The 20,490-nt window shown below is 62.9% G+C and carries 18 protein-coding genes; 15 read left to right on the top strand and 3 right to left on the bottom strand.

Features of this window, described 5'->3' with window-relative positions:
* The first annotated feature begins 5 nt into the window (after positions 1–5).
* Genes tauB through tauD form a run of 3 tightly spaced genes read left to right on the top strand, consistent with a single transcriptional unit; the run spans position 6 to position 2,502 of the window.
* A complete protein-coding gene (gene tauB, locus HKK57_RS10505) occupies positions 6–785 on the top strand; it encodes a taurine ABC transporter ATP-binding subunit (protein ID WP_029299767.1) in 780 nt (259 codons plus the stop codon).
* A complete protein-coding gene (gene tauC / locus HKK57_RS10500) occupies positions 782–1,609 on the top strand; it encodes a taurine ABC transporter permease TauC (protein ID WP_029299766.1) in 828 nt (275 codons plus the stop codon). The genes tauB and tauC overlap by 4 nt, the downstream gene beginning before the upstream one ends.
* A gap of 56 nt (positions 1,610–1,665) precedes the next feature.
* A complete protein-coding gene (gene tauD, locus HKK57_RS10495; RefSeq protein ID WP_029299765.1) occupies positions 1,666–2,502 on the top strand; it encodes a taurine dioxygenase in 837 nt (278 codons plus the stop codon).
* A gap of 114 nt (positions 2,503–2,616) precedes the next feature.
* Here the strand turns inward: tauD and betT are convergent, their stop codons facing one another.
* Entirely contained in the window at positions 2,617–4,578 is a 1,962-nt protein-coding gene (gene betT, locus HKK57_RS10490) for a choline transporter BetT (protein WP_166647830.1), read from the bottom strand.
* Between the two features lie 406 nt (positions 4,579–4,984).
* Positions 4,985–5,911, bottom strand: a complete 927-nt coding sequence (gene epsC, locus HKK57_RS10485; protein ID WP_029299762.1) for a serine O-acetyltransferase EpsC — start codon at positions 5,909–5,911, stop codon at positions 4,985–4,987.
* Between the two features lie 167 nt (positions 5,912–6,078).
* Here epsC and HKK57_RS10480 point away from each other — a divergent pair, with 167 nt between their 5' ends.
* From HKK57_RS10480 to HKK57_RS10425, 12 genes are all read left to right on the top strand, one after another.
* A complete protein-coding gene (locus HKK57_RS10480; RefSeq protein ID WP_029299760.1) occupies positions 6,079–7,071 on the top strand; it encodes a D-cysteine desulfhydrase in 993 nt (330 codons plus the stop codon).
* A 262-nt stretch (positions 7,072–7,333) separates the two neighbouring features.
* Positions 7,334–8,128, top strand: coding sequence for a cystine ABC transporter substrate-binding protein (gene tcyJ / locus HKK57_RS10475; protein ID WP_154907947.1), 795 nt, complete (start codon positions 7,334–7,336; stop codon positions 8,126–8,128).
* Entirely contained in the window at positions 8,128–8,793 is a 666-nt protein-coding gene (tcyL, locus tag HKK57_RS10470; protein WP_029299561.1) for a cystine ABC transporter permease, read from the top strand. Before tcyJ ends, tcyL begins: the two co-directional genes overlap by 1 nt.
* 3 nt (positions 8,794–8,796) lie before the next feature.
* Positions 8,797–9,543, top strand: a complete 747-nt coding sequence (tcyN, locus tag HKK57_RS10465) for an L-cystine ABC transporter ATP-binding protein TcyN (RefSeq protein WP_029299559.1) — start codon at positions 8,797–8,799, stop codon at positions 9,541–9,543.
* A gap of 363 nt (positions 9,544–9,906) precedes the next feature.
* A complete protein-coding gene (locus HKK57_RS10460) occupies positions 9,907–10,683 on the top strand; it encodes a hypothetical protein (protein WP_029299557.1) in 777 nt (258 codons plus the stop codon).
* Positions 10,684–10,867: 184 nt separating this feature from the next.
* Positions 10,868–12,109: an SfnB family sulfur acquisition oxidoreductase gene (locus HKK57_RS10455; RefSeq protein ID WP_104911350.1), complete on the top strand. Its 1,242-nt coding sequence runs from the start codon at positions 10,868–10,870 to the stop codon at positions 12,107–12,109.
* A gap of 23 nt (positions 12,110–12,132) precedes the next feature.
* Positions 12,133–13,326 (top strand): SfnB family sulfur acquisition oxidoreductase, encoded by a 1,194-nt coding sequence (locus HKK57_RS10450; RefSeq protein WP_092232716.1) that lies wholly within the window; start codon positions 12,133–12,135, stop codon positions 13,324–13,326.
* Entirely contained in the window at positions 13,326–14,678 is a 1,353-nt protein-coding gene (locus HKK57_RS10445) for an LLM class flavin-dependent oxidoreductase (protein ID WP_169390129.1), read from the top strand. Before HKK57_RS10450 ends, HKK57_RS10445 begins: the two co-directional genes overlap by 1 nt.
* Before the next feature lie 119 nt (positions 14,679–14,797).
* Positions 14,798–15,607, top strand: coding sequence for a MetQ/NlpA family ABC transporter substrate-binding protein (locus HKK57_RS10440; protein ID WP_029299550.1), 810 nt, complete (start codon positions 14,798–14,800; stop codon positions 15,605–15,607).
* Between the two features lie 2 nt (positions 15,608–15,609).
* Complete coding sequence (locus tag HKK57_RS10435) at positions 15,610–16,725, top strand: methionine ABC transporter ATP-binding protein (protein ID WP_169390128.1); 1,116 nt, start codon at positions 15,610–15,612, stop codon at positions 16,723–16,725.
* Complete coding sequence (locus tag HKK57_RS10430; RefSeq protein WP_029299545.1) at positions 16,715–17,359, top strand: methionine ABC transporter permease; 645 nt, start codon at positions 16,715–16,717, stop codon at positions 17,357–17,359. Before HKK57_RS10435 ends, HKK57_RS10430 begins: the two co-directional genes overlap by 11 nt.
* Before the next feature lie 40 nt (positions 17,360–17,399).
* Complete coding sequence (locus HKK57_RS10425; RefSeq protein WP_169390127.1) at positions 17,400–18,035, top strand: class I SAM-dependent methyltransferase; 636 nt, start codon at positions 17,400–17,402, stop codon at positions 18,033–18,035.
* An 89-nt stretch (positions 18,036–18,124) separates the two neighbouring features.
* Here the strand turns inward: HKK57_RS10425 and HKK57_RS10420 are convergent, their stop codons facing one another.
* Positions 18,125–20,350, bottom strand: coding sequence for a glycoside hydrolase (locus HKK57_RS10420; protein WP_169390126.1), 2,226 nt, complete (start codon positions 20,348–20,350; stop codon positions 18,125–18,127).
* Between the last annotated feature and the right edge of the window lie 140 nt (positions 20,351–20,490).

Here is a 20,490-nt window from a genome sequence, read left to right as displayed (position 1 = left end):
CTGCGATGGCCTTGCTACAGCTGGAGCGCATCAGCGCACAGTACCCCGGCGCAACCACGCCCGTGCTGGCGGATATTTCCCTGACCCTTGGGCCCCAGCAATTGCTGGTAGCCCTCGGCCCTTCCGGCAGTGGCAAGACTTCGCTGTTGAACCTGATTGCCGGCTTCGTCGAACCCAGCGCCGGGCGCATCACCCTCGACGGCGTACCCGTCAAAGGCCCGAGTGCCGAACGTGGCGTGGTGTTCCAGGACGACGCACTGCTGCCCTGGCAGGATGTGCTGGCCAATGTCGGCTTCGGCCTGGAACTGGCCGGCGTGCCCAAGGCCCAACGGCAAGTCCGCGCCCGTGAAATGCTCGCGCTGGTGGACCTGGCGGGTTTTGACAGCCGGCGCATCTGGCAACTGTCCGGTGGGCAGAAACAACGCGTGGGCCTGGCCCGCGCCCTGGCCGCCGACCCGCGGGTATTGCTGATGGACGAACCCTTCGGCGCCCTCGATGCCTTCACCCGTGAACAGATGCAAGAGCTGCTGCTGCAAGTCTGGCGGCGCACGGCCAAGCCGGTGTTCCTGATCACCCACGACATCGAAGAAGCGGTATTTCTCGCCACCGACCTGATTCTGCTGGCCCCCAACCCCGGGCAAATCGTCGAGCGCCTGAGCCTGGATTTCGGCCAGCGTTACGCTGCCGGCGAATCGGCGCGCGCGATCAAGTCCGACCCACGGTTTATCGAAACCCGCGAGCACGTGCTGGGCAAAGTGTTCTCGCAACGGCAGGTGTACGCATGAGCAGTTATGAAATCCCGGCCACTGCCGTCAGCCAAGCCAGCCCACCGCTGCGTCGCACGTTGAGCACGCGCTGGATCAGTGTGCTGACGCTGGTTGCGCTGCTGGCGCTGTGGTGGGCCGTGACCGCCAGCGGGCTGATCGAGCCGCTGTTCCTGCCGCCGCCGGCGGCCGTATTGCAAAAAGGCTGGCTGCTGGCAACCAGCGGCTACATGGACTCCACCCTCTGGCAGCATCTGGGCGCCAGCCTGGGTCGCATTGGCCTGGGCCTGGGCTTTGCGGTGCTGACCGCCGTGCCGGTCGGCATTGCCATCGGCGCCAACCGTATCGCCCGTGGCATTCTCGACCCGCTGATCGAGTTCTACCGCCCGATCCCACCGCTGGCCTACCTACCGCTGATCGTGATCTGGTGCGGCATTGGCGAGCTGTCCAAGGTGTTGCTGATCTACCTGGCGATCTTCGCGCCAATTGCCATCGCTACCGCCACCGGCGTACGCACCGTAGACCCGGCCAAATTGCGCGCAGCGCAGTCCCTGGGCGCGACGCGGGCGCAGTTGATCCGCCATGTGATTCTGCCCAGCGCCCTGCCCGACATCCTCACCGGCGTGCGCATCGGACTGGGCGTGGGCTGGTCGACCCTGGTCGCCGCCGAACTGATCGCCGCCACCAGCGGCCTGGGGTTCATGGTGCAGTCAGCGGCGCAGTTTTTGGTCACCGATGTGGTGGTGCTGGGCATCCTGGTCATCGCCCTGATTGCCTTCGCCATGGAAATGGGCCTGCGTGCCCTGCAGCGCAAGCTGGTGCCATGGCATGGCCAGGCCCACTGAATAACAACAGCACTGACTACGCCGGCATCTCGGCGCCCGACATTTGCGAGAAGAGCATGAGCCGCCTGACCGTTACCCCCTTAAGCAGCGCCCTGGGCGCCCAGATCAGTGGCGTCGATATTGCCCAGCCGCTGAACCTCGAACAGCGCGACGCCATCGAGCAGGCGCTGCTCCAGCATTCGGTGCTGTTCTTTCGCGACCAGCCGATCACCCCGCAGCAGCAAGCGCGCTTCGCGGCGAATTTCGGTGACCTGCACATTCACCCGATCTACCCCAACGTGCCGGAACAACCCGAAGTGCTGATCCTCGACACCGCCGTCACCGACGTGCGCGACAACGCCATCTGGCACACCGACGTGACCTTCCTGCCCACGCCAGCCATGGGCGCCGTGCTCAGCGCCAAACTGCTGCCGGCCTTTGGCGGTGACACGTTGTGGGCCAGCGGCATCGCGGCCTTTGAGGCGTTATCGGAACCGATGAAGGGCTTTTTGACCGGCCTGACGGCGACCCACGACTTCACTCGCTCGTTCCCTCTGGAGCGTTACGGCAACACCGCCCAAGACCTGGCTCGCTGGGAAGAAGCACGCAGGAAAAACCCGCCACTGTCGCACCCGGTGATTCGCACGCACCCGGTCAGCGGGCGCAAATCGCTGTTTGTCAGCGACGGCTTCACCAGCAAGATCAACGAACTGGAACCAGCCGAAAGCGAGGTCATCCTCAAACTGCTGTTCGCCCACGCCACTCGCCCGGAATTCACTATCCGCTGGCGCTGGCAAGCCAACGACGTGGCCTTCTGGGACAACCGCGTCACCCAGCACTACGCCGTGGACGACTACCGGCCACAACGACGGGTGATGCATCGGGCAACAATCCTGGGTGACGTGCCCTTCTAACAGGCCCTTGTAGGGGCGAGCTTGCTCGCGAAAAACCCAAGGACGCTGCGGGGCATCAGATGCCCCGCGTTTTCGTTGGCGATCTTCACGAGCAAGCTCGCGCCTACAGTTTGTTCAGCGCACCAGATGCAGGAACTGCAGATGCCGCTCGTACTGGTCGAGGATGTCGTTGATGATCTGCTCCTTGGTGTAGCCCACCAAGTCGTAGTCCTGGCTACCCTCGCTCAAGTGTACTTCCGCGCGGTAGTAGCGACGGTTGTTCATCTCTTTGGAGCCCATGCCACCACGGGCAAAGGACGGCGTGAAGTAGCCGCGCATCTGCACCTGGTAGACAAACGGATGCTCTTCGCCGTGGCCGATTTCCAGGCTGACGCTGTCGTTGGACGGGTCGGGCTGGGTGACGACGTTCAGGCCTTTCTCGACAAACACCGCAGTCACTTCCTCAATGGCCGGGCGTACTGTGGTTTCGAGGAAGCGGTAGACCTCGTCCCGTGAAGGAAAGTGCACCGCCTGGCTCAAGCGCTGGCGCCAGCCGCCACGGCCCTTGCGGGATGCCGATACCGGGGCCAGGGAGTGCAGTTGGGCAATCTGCTTCTGGGATTCGAGGTAGAACGCCTTGTGCAGCCCCCACATCATCAACAGCAGGATCAACGAGAACGGCAGCGAGGTCAGTACGACTGCGGACTTGAGCGAGTCTATGCTGCCGGCAAACAGCAAGGCGCTGGTCACCAGCGCGGTCATCGCGCCCCAGAACACCCGCAGCCACTTGGGCCCGTCTTCATCGGCGTTGCCACCCTTGGACGACAGGGTCGACAGCACCACGGTGCCGGAGTCGGCCGAAGTGACAAAGAACACAAAACTGATAAACACCGTGACCGCGATCACGGTCTTGCTCCACGGGTAGGTTTCCAGCAGCAGGTACAGGCTCATCGAGGGGTCGTCGATGGCCGACTGACCCAGGGCGACCATGCCGTGGTTGAGCACCTGGTCAATGGCGCTGTTGCCGAAGATCGACATCCACGCCAGGGTGAAGCCCAGCGGGATCAGCAGCACGCCGAAGACGAACTCGCGGATGGTGCGGCCACGGGAAATCCGTGCGATGAACAGGCCCACGAACGGCGACCACGCGATCCACCAGGCCCAGTAGAACACGGTCCAACCGCCGAGCCAGTCGCTGGGCTTGTCGTAGGCGTACACATCAAAACTCTTGCTCGGCAATGCGCCGAGGTAGTCACCGATGTTCTGGATCAGGGTGTTGAGCAAATGCTGGGTGGGCCCGGCGAACAGCACAAACAGCAGCAGCGCACAGGCCAGCAGCATGTTGATGTCGGACATGACGCGCACACCCTTGTCGACACCGGCCACCGCGACCAGGATCGCCGCGCCCATCATCAGGGTGATCAGGCCGACCTGGATCCATTGGGTGTGGGCAATGCCGAACAGGTAGTCCAGGCCCGAGTTGAGGTGCAGCACCCCAAAGCCCATATCGGCCCCCAGGCCGAACACCGTGGCAATAATGCCAAAGCCATCCACTGCATAGCCAATAGGGCCGTTGATGCGCTTGCCGATCAGCGGGTACAGCGCCGAACGCAAGGCCAGCGGCAGGTTATGCCGGTAGGCGAAGTACGCCAGGGCCATGCCGACGAACGCAAATACGCCCCAGCCGTGCAGGCCCCAATGCAGGAACAGCACCTGCATGGCCTGGCGCGCCGCATCGGCGTTCAAGGCCTCGCCCTGGGGCGGTTGCACCAGGTGGGTCAAGGGCTCCGAGACGCAGAAGAAAAACAGCGTGATGCTGATCCCGGCGGCAAACAGCATGCCGGCCCAGGACAAATAACTGAATTCGGGCTCGTCGTGGTCGGCACCGAGTTTGATCTTGCCGTAGCCAGACAACGCGGTGACCACCACGAAGACCAGATACAGGGTCATCGCCAGCATGTAGTACCAGCCGACCGTATTGGCCGCCCAGTTTTGCGCGGCCAGCAACCAGGCGCCGGCCTGTTCGGGGATCGCGATGACGGTGAGGCCAAACAGCAGGATGAAGCTCGCGGCGAAGTAAAACACCGGCGCATTCATGCGCACCAGGCCGCTTGGAGGGGCAGACGATGCACTCATGAACGGTGCACCTCGAGGGTGTTGGATGTGGCTGTATAAAACGGACTCAGCAAAGGTAAGCCTCCTGTTGTGAGCGGGCAGCGAACCACCGGTTTAACTTGAACGAACGTTCAAGTTAAACATGAATAGGCGGTCTGGGACTAATCGCAAGGCTGAGTGGTAGGTAATTCCTACACTAGCTCAAGGAAGGGTATGACGGGCGGGAAAGGCAAAACGTTCAGCGATTACTGGTTGAATTTGGAATACAGGCAAAAAATGTGGGAGCGGGCTTGCTCGCGAATGCGGTGTGTCAGGCACAAAGTCAGTGGCTGACACACCGCATTCGCGAGCAAGCCCGCTCCCACATTAGATCGTCGCTACTTCAACACTATTTCTGCGTCCCATCATCATGCTGCAAATTCGCCTGTGTGATGTTCGCCCCCGCCGGCACGCTGCGGGTCAGCCACACATTGCCGCCAATGGTCGAGCCCTTGCCGATGGTGATCCGCCCCAGGATCGTCGCCCCGGCATAGATCACGACATCGTCCTCCACAATCGGGTGGCGCGGATGGCCCTTCTGCAACTGCCCATCCTCATCCGCCGGGAAACGCTTGGCGCCCAGGGTTACCGCCTGGTAGATACGCACCCGCTCGCCAATGATCGCCGTCTCGCCAATCACCACACCCGTACCGTGATCGATAAAGAAGCTCGGGCCGATCTGCGCGCCAGGGTGGATATCGATGCCGGTGGCCGAGTGGGCGATTTCCGCGCTGATCCGCGCCAGCAGAGGCAGCCCGGCGCGATACAAATGGTGGGCTAGGCGATGGTGGATCACCGCCAGGATCCCCGGGTAGCACAGCAACACCTCATCCACACTGCGCGCGGCCGGGTCGCCGTGATAGGCGGCCAGCACATCGGTGTCCAACAGGCTACGCAACGCCGGCAGGGCCAGGGCAAAGTCCTGGATCAGGCGAATGGCCAATGCATCGACTTCATTATCGGCATGGCCGCCTTGGCGCGCGGCATAGCGCAACTCCAGGCGGGCTTGGGCGAGCAAGGCATTGAGCGCCACATCGAGGGTATGGCCGACGTAAAAGTCCTCGCTCTCCTCGCGCAAATCCACCGGCCCCAGGCGCATGGGGAACAGTGCGCCACACAACGCCTCGAGAATCTGCGCCACCGCATCACGGGAAGGTAATTCGCGACCGCCCTGCTCGCCGCTGACCCGGCCGTTGCGCGTGCGCCACTGGTCCCGGGCGCCACGCAACTGGCTGACGATGGTCTGTAATTGCCAATGACTGGAACGCTCGCTCACGGTATTCACTCCTGACGTAATGGCCATCACTTTACGGTATGCAACCGGGCCGCCCTTAAGAACCAATGGTGCAATGCTAATAACCGCAGAGCATAAGCAACTGGCAGTTGCCCGCGCAAAAAGCCCTGCCTATAGTCCTTCCCATCTCCTCTTACCCGTGCGTGACCATGATCAAACAACAGCTCGACCGTTTTAATCGTCTGGAACTGCTGGGTGGCGCCACCGCCCTGGAAAAACTCGAACGACTGTCGACCTGGCTGGGCCGTGATATCTACATCAAGCGCGACGACACCACGCCCCTGGCCATGGGCGGCAACAAACTGCGCAAGCTCGAATACCTCGCCGCCGATGCCCTGGCCCAGGGCGCCGATACGCTGATCACCGCCGGTGCGATCCAGTCCAACCATGTGCGCCAGACCGCCGCCCTGGCGGCCAAGCTGGGCCTGGGCTGTGTCGCCCTGCTGGAAAACCCCACAGGCACCGACGACCCCAACTACCTGGGCAATGGCAACCGCTTGTTGGTAGAGCTGTTCGACGCCAAGGTCGAACTCGTCGAAAACCTGGACAACGCCGACGAGCAACTCCATGCCCTGGCCGAGCGCCTGCGCAGCAATGGCAAAAATCCCTATCTGGTGCCGATCGGCGGCTCCAACGCCCTGGGCGCCCTGGGCTATGTGCGCGCCGGGCTGGAACTGGCCGCGCAGATTGACGCCAGCGGCCTGCAATTCGCGGCGGTGGTCCTGGCATCCGGCAGCGCCGGCACCCACAGCGGCCTGGCCCTGGCATTGAGCGAGGTGCAGCCGGACTTGCCGGTGATTGGTGTCACCGTATCGCGCACCGACGAAGCGCAACGGCCCAAGGTCCAAGGCCTGGCCGAGCGCACGGCGCAGTTGCTGGGAGTGGAGGTACCCGACGCGTTCAAGGTGATCCTGTGGGACGAATACTTCGCCCCGCGCTACGGCGAACCCAACGCTGGCACCCTGGCGGCAATCAAGCTGCTGGCGAGCCAGGAAGGCCTGCTGCTCGACCCGGTCTACACCGGCAAGGCCATGGCCGGGTTGCTGGACGGCATCGGGCGCGGGGCGTTCGAAGACGGGCCGATCATCTTCCTGCACACCGGCGGGGCGCCGGCGTTGTTTGCCTATGACTCATTGTTCTGACCGAATGTGGGAGCGGGCTTGCCCGCGATTGCGGTGGTTCTGTGATGAGTCGGGCGCCTGACACACTGCTATCGCGGGCAAGCCCGCTCCCACATTGAATCTCCACTTCATATTCAAAAATAGAATATAAAACTGAATTTATATTATTTTTAACGCTTTAAACCTCGCCCTATAGTCGCGCTCCCACACACCGCGTTTTTAGGGCAGGATACGACCACTGCGTCACCTGCTTCGCACACCACAAAAAACACAGGGGCTTGTCATGACTATTTCTGTATTGCGTCGCACATTGCTGGTTGGCACATTGGGCCTGGCCCTTGGCGCCGGGTTGCTGGGCCAGGCGGTGGCCGGCGAGCAACTGGGCAAGATCAAGAAGGCCGGCGAGATCAAGATCGGCCTGGAAGGTACCTACCCACCGTTCAGCTTCGTTGATGAAAGCGGCAAGCTCAGCGGCTTTGAAGTCGAGCTGTCCGAAGCCCTGGCCAAGGAGCTGGGCGTCAAGGTCAAGCTGCAAGCCACACCGTGGGACGGCATCCTCGCCGCACTGGAATCCAAGCGCCTCGACGCCGTGGTCAACCAGGTGACGATCTCCGAAGAGCGCCAGAAAAAGTACGATTTCTCCAAGCCCTACACCGTCTCCGGGATCCAGGCCCTGACCCTGGCGAAAAACGTCGACACCATCAAGACCGCCGATGACCTGGCCGGCAAGAAAGTCGGGGTAGGCCTGGGCACCAACTACGAACAATGGCTCAAGGACAACCAACCCAAGGCCATCATCAAGACCTATAACGACGACCCGACCAAGTTCCAGGAACTGCGCATCGGCCGTATCGACGCGATTCTGATCGACCGCCTGGCGGCCCTGGAATATGCGAAGAAAGCCACGGACACCGCCGCTGCCGGTGAAGCCTTCTCCCGCCAGGAAGCCGGGATTGCCCTGCGCAAAGGCGAGCCTGAGCTGCTGGAAGCGGTCAACCAGGCCCTCGACAAACTGCGCGCCGACGGCACCTTGAAGAAGCTGTCCGAGAAATACTTCAACGCTGACGTCACTCAATAATGGAAGCAGGTTTCCAACTCGCGCTCGACTCCGCGCCCTTTCTGCTCAAGGGCGCGTACTACACGGTGATCCTCAGCCTCGGCGGGATGTTTTTCGGTTTGCTGCTGGGCTTCGGCCTGGCCTTGATGCGCCTGTCGCGCTTCAAGCTCTTGAGCTGGACCGCCCGGGTGTACGTCTCGTTCTTTCGCGGCACGCCATTGCTGGTACAGCTGTTTTTGATCTACTACGGCTTGCCGCAAGTGGGGATCGAGCTGGATCCGATCCCGGCGGCGATGATCGGCTTTTCGCTGAACATGGCCGCCTACGCCTGTGAAATCCTGCGCGCCGCCATCGGCTCCATCGAGCGTGGCCAGTGGGAAGCGGCCGCCAGTATCGGCATGACCCGTGCGCAAACCCTGCGCCGGGCCATCCTGCCGCAAGCCATGCGTACGGCCCTGCCGCCTTTGGGCAACAGCTTTATTTCGCTGGTCAAGGACACGGCGCTGGCCGCCACCATCCAGGTGCCCGAACTGTTCCGCCAGGCCCAACTGGTGTCTGCGCGCACCTTTGAAATTTTCACCATGTACCTGTCCGCGGCCCTGATCTACTGGGTCCTGGCAAGCATCCTGGCGCATTTTCAAAATCGCCTGGAAGACCGGGTCAACCGGCATGACCTGGAGTCTTGACGCATGATCGTGGTTGAAAAACTGACCAAACAATTCAAGGGCCAAGTGGTGCTCAACGGGATCGACCTGGAGGTCAAGGAAGGCGAAGTCGTCGCCATCATCGGCCCCAGCGGATCTGGCAAGACGACCTTCCTGCGCTGCCTGAACTTCCTTGAAGAACCCACCAGCGGCCGGATCAAGGTCGGCGACATCCAGATCGACGGCAGCCGCCCGCTCAACCAGCAACAAAGCCTGGTGCGGCGCCTGCGCCAGCATGTGGGCTTTGTGTTCCAGAACTTCAACCTGTTCCCCCACCGCACCGCGCTGGAAAACGTCATCGAAGGCCCGCTGGTGGTCAAGAAGATGCCACGCGAAGCCGCCGACCGCCTCGGTCGCTCGCTACTGGCCAAGGTCGGCCTGGCGGGCAAGGAAGACGCCTACCCCCGGCGCCTGTCCGGTGGCCAGCAGCAACGGGTGGCAATTGCCCGGGCCTTGGCAATGGAACCGGAAGTCATCCTGTTCGATGAACCGACCTCGGCCCTCGACCCAGAGTTGGTGGGCGAAGTACTGGCGACCATCCGCAGCCTGGCCGAAGAGAACCGCACCATGGTCATCGTCACCCACGAAATGAGTTTTGCGCGGGACGTGGCCAACCGGGTGATCTTTTTCGACAAGGGCGTGATCGTCGAGCAAGGCGAAGCCAAGGCGCTGTTTGCCAACCCCAGGGAAGAACGGACCCGGCAGTTCCTCAGCAAATTCCTCACCCACTAACCCCCCACTCACTGTAGGAGCGAGCTTGCTCGCGAAAAACGCCCAGACGACACGGTTAATTTGATTCTCCGCGTTATCGTTGACGTTCTTCGCGAGCAAGCTCGCTCCTACAGGGATCGGCGCTCATCACATAGAAAAGCACCCTACCCAAACCCGCCTTTACACCCCCTCCCAGTCAGACCCATCTGAATAATCCCAAACCCGCCGTTTAGCCTTTTGCCGCCATTGACGCCCCCTGGCCAACCCTCTTATCTAAGGCCCAGAGGATTGGATCCTATCCTGGCTTTTCAAAAAAATCGTTCCTTTCGAACCCCCCTCCGGGGCTCGGAACGATCGCTGCTGGCTGCATCAAGGAGATTATTTATGAAGCACCTTCCCCCCCTGGCCATGTTCGCCGCGCCGACAGTGCCCCAGGCCCTCAAACAAGGTATCAATGCGCACGCCGCCACCCATTTGCAGGTCGATATCGCCCCCTACCCAAACATGGGCAAGGGCGACCTGATCGAGCTGTTCTGGAACAACTGCTTTGCCGCCTCCAAGCGCGTAGGCGCCGCCGATATCGGCCAGCCCAGCAGCCTGCGGGTGCCCGAGAGTTTTGTGCAAAATGGCGCCGCACGGATTCATTACCGGGTCATGCAAGTGGGGCGCGGCCCGGCGCGCTCCCTGATCACCCGCGTGCAGGTCAAGACCGCGTGCCCTGGCGGCCAGCCATCGGTGCTGTGTGGTGAAGAAAACCAGAGCCTGGCCCCGGTCGGCCTGCCGGAAACCATTCGCCGCCATGGCGTCAACCCCAGCCAGATCCGCCGGGGCGTGCCGTTGATCATCGAACCCTACCTGAACATGGCCACCGGCGATGCAATCACCCTGCGCTGGGGCGACGCGCGCCTTGACCTGCCGCCCATCCAGGCCCATGAGGTGGGCCGGCCGGTGCATGTCTGGGTGCCTTCGGCGCTGATCCTCGACGCGGGCGACGATGCACGCCAGGAGGTCACCTACTGCGTGATCGACCGTGTGGGCAACAACTCCCGCTGGGCCCCGCCACGCACCGTGAGCATCGGCCAGGCCCAGGCCCATGGACCGGCCGGCCATCCGTCGGTGTACCAGCCACGGCGCCCTGGCTCGCCTTGCGAGCCGGGGTGACAGACCTTCTATGCATATTCCTAAAAGTTAGTTTATTTAAAAAATAAACACGCTTAGGGTATATACACCGGACCACCGGACATTCCTGATTTTTAAGCTTTCCACGGATGTGAGGTAGGTATGGTCAAAATTACCCCGGTGCACAACGCCAGGGCATTACGTGTAGCCACGCAGGGGCGCACCGATGTCTAACTTGGCGCAATCGCCCCTCCAGAGCGATCTGGATATCGCCCCGCTGCTATTGCCCGCCAAAGTGCTGCGCAACGACAGTGAAGCCCTCGCCGCCGCCCACGAGCTTGCCCAGGCTGCCCGCCTGCAAGCCGGGTTGCGCGACCGCCAGCGCAAACTGCCCTGGGCCGAACTCGAACAGTTCACCCGCAGTGGCCTGGGCAGTATTTCCATCCCCCGCGAATACGGTGGCCCGCAAGTGTCGTTCGTGACCCTGGCCGAGGTGTTCGCCATTATCAGCGCCGCCGACCCGGCCCTGGGGCAGATCCCGCAGAACCACTTCGGCATCTTGCACGTACTGCAAGGTGCGGCCAGCCAAGAGCAGAAAAAACAGCTGTTCCAAAGCGTGCTGGATGGCTGGCGCATCGGCAACGGCGGCCCGGAACGCGGCACCAAAAACACCCTGGATTTGAAGGCGCGGATCAGCGCCGAGGGTGACGGCCTTGTCATCAACGGCCAGAAGTTCTACTCCACCGGCGCGCTGTTCGCCCATTGGGTCGCGGTCAAGGCCCTGGATGACGAAGGCCGCCAGGTCATGGCGTTTGTGCGACGGGGCACGCCGGGCCTGCGCATCGTCGATGACTGGTCGGGTTTTGGCCAACGCACCACCGCCAGCGGCACCGTGCTGCTCAACAATGTGCCGGTAGACGCCGACCTGGTGGTGCCGACCTGGCGCCTGGGGCAAACCCCGGGCATCCAGGGCGCGGTCTCGCAATTGATCCAGGCGGCCATCGACGCCGGCATCGCCCGCGGCGCCCTCGACGACACCATCAGCTTCGTGCGTGAGCGCGCACGACCCTGGATCGACGCCAAGGTCGAGCGGGCCAGTGATGACCTCTACGTGATTGCCGATATCGGCAAACTGAAAATCGAGCTGCACGCCGCCGAAGCCCTGTTGCGCAAGGCCGGCCAAGTGTTGGACCAGGTCAGCGCCGCGCCCATCACCGAGCACTCCGCCGCCCGGGCCTCGATTGCCGTGGCCCAAGCCAAGGTGCTGACCACCGAAGTCTCGTTGCTGGTCAGCGAGAAGCTCTTCGAACTGGCCGGCAGCCGCGCCACCCTCGCCGAATTCAACCTCGACCGCCACTGGCGCAATGCCCGGGTACACACCCTGCACGACCCGGTGCGCTGGAAATATCACGCGGTGGGCGCTTGGCACCTCAATGGAACATTGCCGGCCCGGCATTCCTGGATCTGACGACCAGACCTCTGGAGAAAAACATGACGCTTTCCCATCCCGTCGCGGTCATCACCAGCGATGAACAAGCCCTGATTGTCGCCAGCGACCTGGCCGAAGACTTTCGCCGTGACAGCGCCCTGCGCGACCGCGAACGGCGCCTGCCGCTCGCCGAACTGGAAGCCTTTTCCCGTTCCGGCCTGTGGGGCATCAGCGTGCCCAAGGCCTACGGCGGCGCTGGCGTATCCAACGTCACCCTGGCCAAGGTCATCGCCCTGATCGCCCAGGCCGATGCCTCATTGGGGCAGATCCCGCAGAACCATTTCTATGCCCTGGAAGTGCTGCGGGTAAATGGCAGCCCGGCGCAGCAACAGCGCCTGTACGCCGAGGTCCTGGCCGGCCAGCGCTTTGGCAATGCCCTGGCGGAACTGGGTACCAAGACCGCCCATGACCGGGTGACCGCGATTACCCGTGACGGCGACGGGTTTCGTATCAGTGGCCGTAAGTTCTACGCCACCGGCGCGATCTACGCCCAGCGCATTCCCACATCGGTGGTGGACGAGCACGGCGTGCAGCAACTGGCCTTTGTCCCGCACGACAGCCAGGGCCTGACGGTGATCGACGACTGGAGCGGCTTTGGCCAGCGCACCACCGGTAGCGGCTCGGTGGTGTTCGACAACGTTTGGGTCGCGGCCGCAGACGTGATCCCGTTCCAAAGCGCCTTCGAGCGCCCGACCACCGTGGGCCCGCTGGCCCAGATCCTCCACGCCGCCATCGACACCGGCATCGCCCGCGCGGCCTTTGAAGATGCCCTGCATTTTGTGCGCACCAAGACCCGGCCGTGGATCGACTCGGGCAACGACAAGGCCAGTGAAGACCCACTGACCCTCAAGAGCTTCGGCCACCTGAGCGTGCGCCTGCACGCCACCGAAGCCCTGCTGGAGCGCTCCGGCGAATTCCTCGACCGCGCCCAGGCCGACAGCACCGCGCAAACCGTCGCGGCGGCCTCGATTGCCGTGGCCGAAGTACGCGCCCTGAGCACCGAGATTTCCCTGGCCGCCGGCAGCACCCTGTTCGAACTCGCCGGCAGCCAGGCGACCCTCGCCGAACATGGCCTGGACCGCCACTGGCGCAACGCCCGGGTGCATACCCTGCACGACCCGGTGCGCTGGAAGTACCACGCGGTGGGCAATTACTACCTCAACGATGAAAACCCGCCACTGCGGGGGACCATCTGATGGCGAAGAAAAAGATCCTGCTCAATGCCTTCAACATGAACTGCATCGGGCATATCAACCACGGCCTGTGGACTCATCCACGGGACACCTCGACCCAATACAAAACCCTCGAATACTGGACTGAACTGGCGCAACTGCTGGAGCGCGGCCTGTTCGACGGTTTGTTTATCGCCGATATCGTTGGCGTGTACGACGTCTATCAAGGCTCGGTCGACGTGCCGCTCAAGGAGTCCATCCAACTGCCGGTCAACGACCCGCTGCTGCTGGTCTCGGCCATGGCCGCCGTGACCAGGAACCTGGGTTTCGGCCTGACCGCCAACCTGACCTATGAGCCGCCGTATCTGTTCGCCCGGCGCATGTCCACCCTGGATCACCTGAGCCGTGGGCGGGTGGGCTGGAACATCGTCACCGGCTACCTGGACAGCGCCGCCAAGGCCATGGGCCTCACCGAACAGGTCGAGCATGACCGGCGCTACGACCAGGCCGACGAGTACTTGGAGGTGCTGTACAAGCTCTGGGAAGGCAGCTGGGAAGACGACGCGGTACTCAACGACCCGCAACAACGCATCTATGCCCAGCCGGGCAAGGTGCACAAGGTCGAGCACCATGGCGAGTTCTATCAGGTGGAGGGTTATCACCTCTGCGAGCCCTCGCCGCAGCGCACGCCGGTGCTGTTCCAGGCCGGTAGCTCGGAGCGCGGCCTGCTGTTCGCCGGGCGCCATGCCGAGTGTGTATTTATCAGCGGGCAGAACAAGGCCGCGACCCAGGTGCAAGTGGACAAGGTCCGCGCCAGCGCGGTCGAGGCCGGGCGCAACCCGCACGACATCAAGGTGTTCATGGGGCTCAACGTGATTGTCGGCGCCACCGAGGCACTGGCCTGGGCCAAGCATGCCGAGTACCTGAGCTACGCCAGTGCCGAAGCCGGCGTGGCGCACTTCAGCGCCTCCACCGCCATCGACTTCTCACAGTACGAACTGGATGAACCGATCCAGTACGTGAAGAGCAACGCCATCCAGTCAGCCACCAAGGCCTTGCAAAACAACGACTGGACCCGTCGCAAACTGCTGGAGCAGCACGCTTTGGGCGGGCGCTATATCACCCTGGTGGGTTCGCCTGCGCAGGTGGCCGATGAGCTGGAGTCCTGGATCGCCGAGACCGGCCTGGATGGCTTCAACCTGACGCGCATTGTTACGCCGGAAAGCTATGTGGACTTCATTGATCTGGTGATTCCCGAGCTGCAAAGGCGTGGGTCGTACAAGACCGCTTATGAGACCGGGACACTGCGCGAAAAAGTGTTCCACCGCGATGCCCGTTTACCCGAACAACACACCGGTTCCACCTACCGCCACTAACCCCTGTAGGAGCGAGCTTGCTCGCGAAAATCGTTAACGATAACGCGGGGTATCTGATTCCCCGAGGCGCCCTCAGGTTTTTCGCGAGCAAGCTCGCTCCTACATTTGGAATATCAATGATGAAAAAAACACTGCTCTCCCACCCAGTCAAGGCACTGGCCCTGGCCCTCGGCCTGTTCAGCTCGGCGGTTTTTGCCGCCGATGCGCCGCTCAAAGTCGGCACCACGGCCGCCTTCGCCATTCCCCTGGAGGCTGCCGTCGAAGAGGCCGGCAAGCAGGGCCTGAAAGTCGAGCTGGTGGAGTTCACCGACTGGATAGCGCCCAACGTCAGCCTCGCCGCCGGCGATATCGACGTGAACTACTTCCAGCACATCCCGTTCCTGGAAAACGCCAAGGCCGCTGCCGGTTTTGACTTGGTGCCGTTCAAGCCCGGGATCATCAACAACGTGGGCCTGTACTCGAAAAAATACAAAAGCTTCGATGAGCTGCCCCAAGGCGCCAGCGTGGCCATCGCCAACGACCCGATCAACAGCGGGCGCGGCCTGCAACTGCTGGCCAAGGCAGGCTTGATCACCCTCAAGCCGGGCGTGGGCTACAAGGCCACCGAAGAAGACATCGTCGCCAACCCGAAAAAAATCAAGATCCTGCAAGTCGAAGCGGTGCAGCTGGTGCGCGCCTATGACGATGCCGACCTGGTGCAGGGCTACCCGGCCTATATCCGCCTGTCCAAGACCTTCAATGCCGAGTCGGCGCTGCTGTTCGACGGCCTCGACCACCCGGAATACGTGATCCAGTTCGTGACCCAGCCCAAAGGCACCAGCGACCCACGGGTGATCAAGTTCGTCGAGATCTACCAGCACTCGCCGGTGGTCCGCGCAGCCCTGGATAAATCCCTGGGCAAGCTCTACCAAGTCGGCTGGGAAGGCTGAATATGAGCGCCGCCAACGCCCAACTGCGCGACCTCGGCACACCGCCCGCGGACGCCCGGCAGACAGAGCTGCATCCGGACTTGAACCACGCCCATGTGCGTTTTATCAACCTGGGCAAAACCTATGACGGCACGGTGCACGCGCTGCAAGGCATCGACCTGGCGATCCAGCGCGGCGAAGTGTTCGGCATCATCGGCCGCAGCGGCGCTGGCAAGTCGTCGCTGATCCGCACCATCAACCGCCTGGAACAACCCAGCAGCGGCCGGGTGTTGATCGACCAGGTGGATATCGGCGGCTTCGACGAAGACCGCCTGGTGGCCCTGCGGCGGCGCATCGGCATGATCTTCCAGCACTTCAACCTGATGTCGGCCAAGACCGTGTGGCAGAACGTCGAACTGCCGCTGAAAGTGGCCGGTGTGCCCAAGCCACAGCGCGAGCAAAAAGTGCGTGAGCTCCTGGAATTGGTCGGTTTGCAGGACAAGCACAAGGCGTACCCGGCGCAGTTGTCCGGCGGCCAGAAGCAACGGGTGGGCATCGCCCGATCGCTGGTGCACGACCCGCAGATCCTGCTGTGCGACGAAGCCACCTCGGCCCTGGACCCGGAAACCACCCAGTCGATCCTCGGCCTGTTGCGCGAGATCAACCAGCGCCTGGGCCTGACCATCGTGCTGATCACCCATGAGATGGCCGTGATCCGCGAAATCTGCGACCGCGTGGTGGTGCTCGAACATGGGCGGATCGTCGAGCAAGGCCCGGTGTGGGAGGTGTTTGGCAACCCTCGGCACGAGGTCAGCAAAACCCTGCTGGCGCCCCTGCAACACGGCTTGCCCGATGAGCTGCAAAAACGCCTGCAGGCCACGCCGCAGTCGGCGCATGCGGCGGTGGTGCTGCGCCTGCAGTTCACCGGCGCCAGTGCCGATGAACCGGACCTCGCCGCGCTGTTCAGCGCCCTGGGTGGGCGCGTGCGCCTGCTGCAAGGTGGGGTCGAACGCATCCAGGGCCACGCCCTGGGGCAATTGCTGCTGGCGGTGACGGGCTCAACCCTGGACGCCGACACATTACGCACCCGCGCCACGCGCTGGGCACAACAGGTCGAGGTGCTGGGTTATGTGGTTTGATCGTTTATTGCAGGGCGCCATCGACACCTTGTTGATGGTGGGCGTGTCATCGTTGATCGCGTTGCTGGTGGGGATCCCGCTGGCGGTGTTCCTGGTGACCAGCGACAAGGGCGGCATCTACCAGGCCCCGGCGTTGAACCGGGTGCTGGGGGCGTTCGTCAATCTGTTCCGCTCCATCCCGTTCCTGATTCTGATGGTGGCGCTGATCCCCTTCACCCGGCTGATCGTCGGCACCACCTATGGCGTGTGGGCAGCGGTGGTGCCGCTGACCATCGCCGCCACGCCGTTCTTTGCGCGGATCGCCGAAGTCAGCCTGCGTGAAGTCGACCACGGCCTGATCGAAGCGGCGCAGGCCATGGGCTGCCGGCGCTGGCATATCGTCTGGCATGTGCTGTTGCCGGAAGCGCTGCCGGGGATTGTCGGCGGGTTCACCATTACCCTGGTGACCATGATCAACTCCTCGGCCATGGCCGGGGCGATTGGCGCCGGCGGCCTGGGGGACATCGCCTACCGCTACGGCTACCAACGCTTCGACAGCCAGATCATGCTCACGGTGATTGTGCTGCTGGTGATTCTGGTGGCGGTGATCCAACTGGGCGGCGATCGCCTGGCGCGCGGGCTCAACAAGCGCTGAGGTATAGTCGGCACCTCTCTTTGCCCTGGTGCCGACTGCCATGAAACTCGCCCCCGACGACCTCCACCAGATTACTTCCACCACCCTGGGCCACTACAACCAGGTGGCCGAGGATTTTCGCGAAGGCACCCGCGACCATGATGTGAGCCAGAACATCGACGCGTTGCTGCGGCATATCCAGGGTGATGCACCGTTTACCGTGCTGGATTTCGGCTGTGGGCCGGGGCGCGATTTGCAGACATTCACCCGCCTGGGACATATCGCCGTCGGGCTCGACGGCGCCGAGCGGTTTGCACAGATGGCGCGCCAGGACAGCGGCTGCGAGGTACTGCACCAGGACTTCCTCAAACTCGACCTACCGGCCGGGCGGTTCGATGGGATCTTTGCCAATGCGGTGCTGTTTCATATTCCCAAGCAGGAATTGCCGCGCATTCTCAGGCAACTGCATGGGGCGTTGACGCCGGGTGGCGTCTTGTTCAGCTCCAACCCCCGAGGGGAAAACCAGGAGGGCTGGAACGGGCCGCGGTATGGCTCGTACCACGACCTTGCGGCCTGGCAGGGGCTGCTGACGACGGCGGGGTTTGAGGAGCTGGAGCACTACTATCGCCCAGCAGGCCTGCCGCGCGAGCAACAGCCTTGGTTGGCCAGTGTGTGGCGCAAGGTTGGGGTTGTCTGAGCGGACGCCATCGCGGGCAAGCCCGCTCCCACATTGGAATGCATTCCCCTGTAGGAGCGGGCTTGCCCGCGATGGACTCAAGAACACCGCTAATCCACCTGATACACCACCGGCCCTGCCCCCACCACCAACGCCGTCACACTGCGCCCCGCATAGCCTTCCCTTTGCTCCTGCGCAAAATTGGCCACCAACCGCGTGCCATCGGCAAAGGTCGTCTGCTGCACCAGCCGGTCGCTGCTCAGCCAGCGGAAATCCGTCAGTGCCTGGGTCGCGAGGCGCTCATGTAATGGGCGAAAGAACCCATCCTGGCGCTGGATCATTGGCAAGCGCTGCTTCAACGTAGCGGCACTCAGGTGATAGAGCGGCGGCACGTTGTAAAGCAGCTGGGTCAGCTCGTTCTGCGCCTGCACATTGCTCAGTTTCAGGCTGTCGAACAGCCAGTGATGGGTGGTGATGACCGAGCCATGGAAGACCGCCTGATACAACGGCAGGCGCATCGCCGGGGCGAAGTACACGGTGCGCAGCGGCTCTTTGAGTGGCACACGCTTGAAGAATACCGCTGGCTGTTCCGGTGGGTACCAGGCCCCAACGTAGTAAGGCGATTGTTTGTCCTGGGTCATCTCGCGGTCGCCCCAGCCCATGACCGGCGTCTGCATGCCATGGGCGAACAACACACCCCGGGCGGTGGTGGCGTTGCCGTCTTCGGAGCCCACCGGCACCTGGAGGTGGCTGCCGATCCAGCGTGCCGCATCGACATTGCCTTCAGCGTTCTGCGCCTGGGTCATGCCCAGCACTGAGCGGTAGCTGTCAAACAGCATGCCGGTGGCATAGGCATCGAGAAACCAGGCATTGAAACCGGCCGCGGCCTGCACCGCTGTCACCCGTGCCTGCAGCAACGGGCGCACGCAGCGCGGGTCGGTGTAGTGCCCGGATTTCTGGAAACCCGTCTTGAGCTGGCCGTTCTTGAGCATGATCGCGCAGTCTCGGTGGGCGCGGCTGCCCAGGTGCGCGGTGATCCAATCGGGGTTTTCGCTATCCGCCAGCGCGGTTTCATAAGAGTCATAGGGCGCCATCAAGTATCCGGCCTCGACCCCCTTGCGCACCGCCTCGGGGTGCCAGAGCCCGCCTTCCCAGCCCTCCCCCAGGGTCAACAGCAGGCGTTGCAGGCCGCTGTCCTGCAGGGTCTTTATCGTGGCTGTCGACAACGTGCTGCCCCAGCCTTGAGGGGCGGAGTTCAAGGCGCTGGCAAACGCCAACGCCAGTTCCTCACGGACTGCGCCGTAGCCGGCGACGAGTGCCTGCATATCGGGCTGCACCTGGGCCTGCCAGTTCAGCCGCGCCTTTTTGTTCAGCGCAGCGTTAAGCCCTCTGAGCAGCACGCCTTGCTGATAGCGATCCAGAAACGGCAGGGTGACTTGCACCACCTGCGCCGCTTGCGGGTCCAGCAGGCCATTGAGTTGCGCGCCCAGCCCGTCAGGGGCGCGCAGCAATGTGCGTAACTGCGCCCAATCGCGCACATCGCCCAGGCCCAGCAGGTCATTGCCCCACAGGTACACATGGCTGGCGCCCAACAGTTTTTTGCCGGCGGGGATCTGTTGCAGCTTGTCTGCCAAAGGCTCGTAGCGCCCCTGCTCTATCAACCATTGGCGATAGCGTTTGGCGCCGGCCAGCAAGTCGGCCTCGCCAAGGTTCAGACGCAAGCTCATGGGCGCGGTGGGGTCCAGGGCGGTGAATTCATGGCGCAGCGACAAGCCCAGGCGCGAGCCCTCGGCCTGCCACTGCAAGCGATTGTTGTAGGGGTTGGTCAGCAGCCAATTGAGGGTAAAGCGGCCATGGTCGACGCCCCATAACGGCAGGCTCAGGTCCTGGGTGCTGTTCACGTCGCCCTGCTCAAGCAGGAAGTCCTGCCAGAGACGATTGCCGGCAGGGATGTAATGCCCCTCGGCCAACGGCCAGATCAAGCCGTTGCCCATGGCACTGGCGGGCTGGCGGATAAGCTCAAGCTCCGCGGCCTCGCGTGCGGTGACGGTGAGAATCAGGTCGCGCTGATCCAGTGTCGCGCTCAGGCGATAGGCGCCGTTGTCCCATTGCCAATTGGCCTGTTGCTTGGACTGTTTCAACCGGCTGACCTGATGGGCCGCCACGCCACTGGCGGCTTGCACCGGTTCGCGTCCCGCCGGGGTCACGCGCACGGCCAGGGTCGCCGCGTCGAGTTCGACGCGCCACTGGGGGTTTTCCAAAACGGTGCTGGCCACTGCCAGGGGCGAGAGCAGCAGCAGGCTGATGCACAGGACACGGCGCAGGTTACGGGTCATGACGTTGGCCTTCACAGGAGCGAAAGCCCGAGGGTAAAACAATTCGGGGATCGGAACTTTTCCAAAGCCCATTTAAAGATTTTTCCCACTGCCTGGCCCTGTGGGGAGGGGGCTTGTCCCGCTGGGTTGCGAAGCAGCCC

The organism is Pseudomonas sp. ADAK21, from assembly GCF_012935735.1.
GTDB classification, from domain to species: domain Bacteria; phylum Pseudomonadota; class Gammaproteobacteria; order Pseudomonadales; family Pseudomonadaceae; genus Aquipseudomonas; species Aquipseudomonas proteolytica.
The sequence above is the reverse complement of the archived record's forward strand: the minus strand, read 5'-3'. Positions and strand labels throughout refer to the sequence as shown.

What these genes read in the sequence shown, in the direction of transcription:
- tcyL (WP_029299561.1), top strand. Translation starts at nt 8,128, where the DNA reads ATGGAAGCAGGTTTCCAACTCGCGCTCGACTCCGCGCCCTTTCTGCTC.
- HKK57_RS10435 (WP_169390128.1), top strand. Translation starts at nt 15,610, where the DNA reads ATGAGCGCCGCCAACGCCCAACTGCGCGACCTCGGCACACCGCCCGCG.
- tauD (WP_029299765.1), top strand. Translation starts at nt 1,666, where the DNA reads ATGAGCCGCCTGACCGTTACCCCCTTAAGCAGCGCCCTGGGCGCCCAG.
- HKK57_RS10450 (WP_092232716.1), top strand. Translation starts at nt 12,133, where the DNA reads ATGACGCTTTCCCATCCCGTCGCGGTCATCACCAGCGATGAACAAGCC.
- HKK57_RS10455 (WP_104911350.1), top strand. Translation starts at nt 10,868, where the DNA reads ATGTCTAACTTGGCGCAATCGCCCCTCCAGAGCGATCTGGATATCGCC.
- HKK57_RS10460 (WP_029299557.1), top strand. Translation starts at nt 9,907, where the DNA reads ATGAAGCACCTTCCCCCCCTGGCCATGTTCGCCGCGCCGACAGTGCCC.
- tauC (WP_029299766.1), top strand. Translation starts at nt 782, where the DNA reads ATGAGCAGTTATGAAATCCCGGCCACTGCCGTCAGCCAAGCCAGCCCA.
- HKK57_RS10430 (WP_029299545.1), top strand. Translation starts at nt 16,715, where the DNA reads ATGTGGTTTGATCGTTTATTGCAGGGCGCCATCGACACCTTGTTGATG.
- tcyN (WP_029299559.1), top strand. Translation starts at nt 8,797, where the DNA reads ATGATCGTGGTTGAAAAACTGACCAAACAATTCAAGGGCCAAGTGGTG.
- tcyJ (WP_154907947.1), top strand. Translation starts at nt 7,334, where the DNA reads ATGACTATTTCTGTATTGCGTCGCACATTGCTGGTTGGCACATTGGGC.
- tauB (WP_029299767.1), top strand. Translation starts at nt 6, where the DNA reads ATGGCCTTGCTACAGCTGGAGCGCATCAGCGCACAGTACCCCGGCGCA.
- HKK57_RS10420 (WP_169390126.1), bottom strand. Translation starts at nt 20,350, where the DNA reads ATGACCCGTAACCTGCGCCGTGTCCTGTGCATCAGCCTGCTGCTGCTC.
- HKK57_RS10480 (WP_029299760.1), top strand. Translation starts at nt 6,079, where the DNA reads ATGATCAAACAACAGCTCGACCGTTTTAATCGTCTGGAACTGCTGGGT.
- betT (WP_166647830.1), bottom strand. Translation starts at nt 4,578, where the DNA reads ATGAATGCGCCGGTGTTTTACTTCGCCGCGAGCTTCATCCTGCTGTTT.
- HKK57_RS10440 (WP_029299550.1), top strand. Translation starts at nt 14,798, where the DNA reads ATGAAAAAAACACTGCTCTCCCACCCAGTCAAGGCACTGGCCCTGGCC.
- HKK57_RS10445 (WP_169390129.1), top strand. Translation starts at nt 13,326, where the DNA reads ATGGCGAAGAAAAAGATCCTGCTCAATGCCTTCAACATGAACTGCATC.
- HKK57_RS10425 (WP_169390127.1), top strand. Translation starts at nt 17,400, where the DNA reads ATGAAACTCGCCCCCGACGACCTCCACCAGATTACTTCCACCACCCTG.